Consider the following 3,290-nt stretch of genomic DNA (forward strand, 5'->3'; position numbering starts at 1 on the left):
ACTCCGGTGTAGCAAAGTGGCGACGAAGACCGGGCGATTGGAAATCGCCCCTCCTGGAGCGGCGGTTTCCTAACCGCCGAACTCCGGTGTGACAACCTGGCGACGAAGACCGTGCGATTGGAAATCCGTCACTCTGTACAGATGAGATAGGGGATTAGTCCTGTATTGTCAACAGTTTATCACAATTCTCCCCTCTAAATTCTCCCTCTTGGTTCTTACCCGTTGCCTGTTTGTTGCCGGTTGCGTTTGTGAGTCTTCGTTAGCCTGTGCCTCTCGAATGCTCTGGAGCGCATGCGAACTGACGTAACCCGCGTAGCGCATGGTCGTGCTGATCGCCGAGTGCCCCATCAGCTTCTGTACAGTCCTCACGTCCACCCCCTGCATCAGCCAGTGGCTGCAACGGAATCGCCTCAGATCGTGAAACCCAACCTTCAACCCCACCCTCTCGGCAGCACGGCATAGAGACTTGCCGGGATTCACCCATCTCGTCCCGGTCCTGCTGTTGACAAAGACGTATGAGGTGTTCAGGTACCGTGGGAGCCCTGCCAGATATCCGGTGGCGTACTGCGAGAGCGGGAGCTCCCTCGTCTCGTCGTTCTTGGTGAATTCTACCCATAACAGCCTCCGGGATAGGTCCACCCGTTTCCAGGTGAGCGACAAGGCTTCGCCCTTTCGAATCCCCGTCTCGCCGATCACCGCGATCATGGCTTGCAGGTAGGGGTTGTTCACCGCCTCGACCAGGTCGCGGAACTGCTGAACCGTCAAGGGCCGGAAGACCTTCTTGGGTTCTTTGAGTTTGGGGAACCGAATCAGCGGGTGCGTGTCCACTTCCCCGCACTCCAGCGCGTAGGAAAATAGCTTGCTGATGGCGGCGATGGCGCGGTTCACCGTGGCCGGTTTGACTTGTTCCTTCCTCTGGGCGACGTAGCGGTGCAGGTCCTTGCGTTGGAACTCCTTCAGGGGAATGTTCCCCAGCATGGCATTGAGGCTCTTGAACGAACCCTCATAGCTCCGCCAGGAGCGCATGCGAGGTTTGCAGTACTCCTCAAGAAAACGCTTGTAGAAGCTGTGTACCGTCCAGATGGTGCGCTTCCCGCCGGCGAGTTCCTGCTTGAGCTGCTTCCAGGTGCCGTCCAGGATGCTGGACTCGATTCGTGTTCGAAGCGCCTGTGCGCTTCGGTAGTTGGGGGCGTACATTCGGAGCCGACCGGATCCGTTCGGCCAGTACTTGCTGACGACGTATCGTCTCCTCCCCCGGCGATCCTTCACTTTATAGATGCCCATGCATCTCCTCCTTTCTGGATCCGGGTTCTTCGCCGTGGGACGAATCGTACCACGGCTCCAGAGAATCAACGCAGGCGTTCAAGTCCACCAGGGCGGAGACCCGGCGGCAGGCTCTTCCGCCAGTTTGGGGTGAACCCCGCCAAGACCGGTGACGGAGCGGTCGTCCAAGACTTTCGGAAGAGGTCCCGAAGCGAGTTGAAGAAGGATTCGAGTTGAAGAAGGAATGAGGAGCCGGGGCCGGGGCTCAATTTCGGACCGGCGCGGGGCGTCCACATTGTCGAGCCATCGACGCTGTCGGATTCCTCACTCACCCAGTAGGCGACGCATTCCTTTCCACAGTCCCCCAGGGACTTTTCCACGTACAAGCCACTAGAGTTCTCTTTATGAAACGACCAGCGATCAGGTGTTACTAGTAGTAGTTCCGGGCCGGATGTGGAAACCGACAGAGGGAGAATTCGGGACCGGACCCCGCAAAGCAGCAACGACTCACCTCACAAAAGTGATCTGGACGCCGGTGGGGAGCCCCCATAGACTAGTGTGAGCACGAAGAGGGAAGAATCATAGCTAGTGACGGTCGAGGACTGCTACCGGCAGTGCCTCTAGGGGACAAAGCCGCGGTTGGGACAGATCGCCTCCACGCGCGGTTCACGGGTCAGGAGGAAGACCGCCGCCGGTAGAAAGCAGGCCGAGGCAGATAGAGAAATATCCATGCCAGCGTTACTCATTGCCCTGTCCGTTGCAGCCGAGATCCAGTCCGGCTTGGCTGGGGACCAAGACCGCGATTCTTTCCAAGGGACCATGTAACAGTTTCACCAAGAGGCCGTCCCAGAGCATCTCCAGAGCCTCGTTGAAGAGGTGGGAAGGGAAGGGGGAAAGTGCCACCTATGACGCCGGTGGAGATCAGCCGGCGCTGGCACGGTGAGGCGGGGAGCGCTGGAAGCAACGCGACTTTGTATTCCTCCGTCCGTCCAAACCCCCGGCGCTGGAAACGACCGGGAAGTGCCAGATGCAGGAGAGGCTGTGGTGATTCCTGTCGCTCAGACTGACTTGAGCTCACTAGAGAGCCAAGAAGGAGGAGTCTTGAAATCTAAATACGGGGACCCGAGAACGCTGACATTCTCCCAGACGTACGGCTACGAGGAGATGCCTCAACGGCTGAAGTTGGGAGAATTGTCCGGTGTGGCCAGAACAAAAATATGGGACGTTCTTTTTGTCAGAATTAAGCGTGAATGGACGAGTATGAGGTTCACAGATAGGCACTGGGAAAATATTCTTCGCGCTGTACACCTAGACCTGGATAACCTGCCGCTCGACCAGTGGGACTATGAACGCTGCGCGGAACGCCTACGCCAATCCATTATGACGTGGCCTTTCAACAAGGTCTTCGATCTTGTGCAGTTCATCTTGCGCCACCCTCAGTGTCCGGCCGACTTAGTCAAAGAAATGAAAGGGGCCTTTGAAATGGGAATGGTGGCATACGTCATCCATGACAATGGGACTCCCACCATATTCCCCGCAAGTACGGTAGAAGAAGGACGGTCCCTGAATGAGTCGCTGCACACATTGCAGCAGGGAGGACTCAGCGCTGCCGAGGACCTCTTTCGCAAAGCGGCATCGGCTATCAACCGGGGGGATTGGACTGGCAGCATCGACAGCAGCATCAGCGCCGCCGAGTCGGTCGCACGAAAACTCTACCCCAAGACCAAAACGTTCGGGGATGCGTTAAAGAAGCTGAGGAGGGAAAGCCCATTCTGGCCTCCCCAGCTCGTGCAAGCGATGCAGAACTTCTGGAACTATACGAACCAAAAAGATGCTGGCATTCGGCACGGGTCCCCAGAGCCAACTGATACGAATGTCGGCCAGGAAGAGGCTTTATTCATGCTCGGTGCCTGTGCGTCGATTTCAGGCTACCTGTGGAGAAAGAATAACTCTGCCGACTCCAATGAGGGGACTTAGGGAAGGTCTGATTAAGTCGAGTCAGCGTTCTGCACGATAATTCTTCCATC

The 3,290-nt window shown here is 57.1% G+C and carries 2 protein-coding genes; one reads left to right on the forward strand and one right to left on the reverse strand.

All coding sequences use genetic code 11. The annotated features are described in order from the left end of the window. Nucleotides 1-168: 168 nt before the first annotated feature. Nucleotides 169-1,284: a tyrosine-type recombinase/integrase gene (locus OXT71_02545; GenBank protein ID MDE2925261.1), complete on the reverse strand. Its 1,116-nt coding sequence runs from the start codon at nucleotides 1,282-1,284 to the stop codon at nucleotides 169-171. A 1,080-nt stretch (nucleotides 1,285-2,364) separates the two neighbouring features. Here OXT71_02545 and OXT71_02550 point away from each other — a divergent pair. After that, entirely contained in the window at nucleotides 2,365-3,240 is an 876-nt protein-coding gene (locus OXT71_02550) for a hypothetical protein (protein ID MDE2925262.1), read from the forward strand. The last annotated feature ends 50 nt before the right edge of the window (nucleotides 3,241-3,290 follow it).

It is taken from the genome of Acidobacteriota bacterium, from assembly GCA_028874215.1.
Lineage (GTDB): Bacteria > Acidobacteriota > UBA6911 > RPQK01 > JAJDTT01 > JAJDTT01.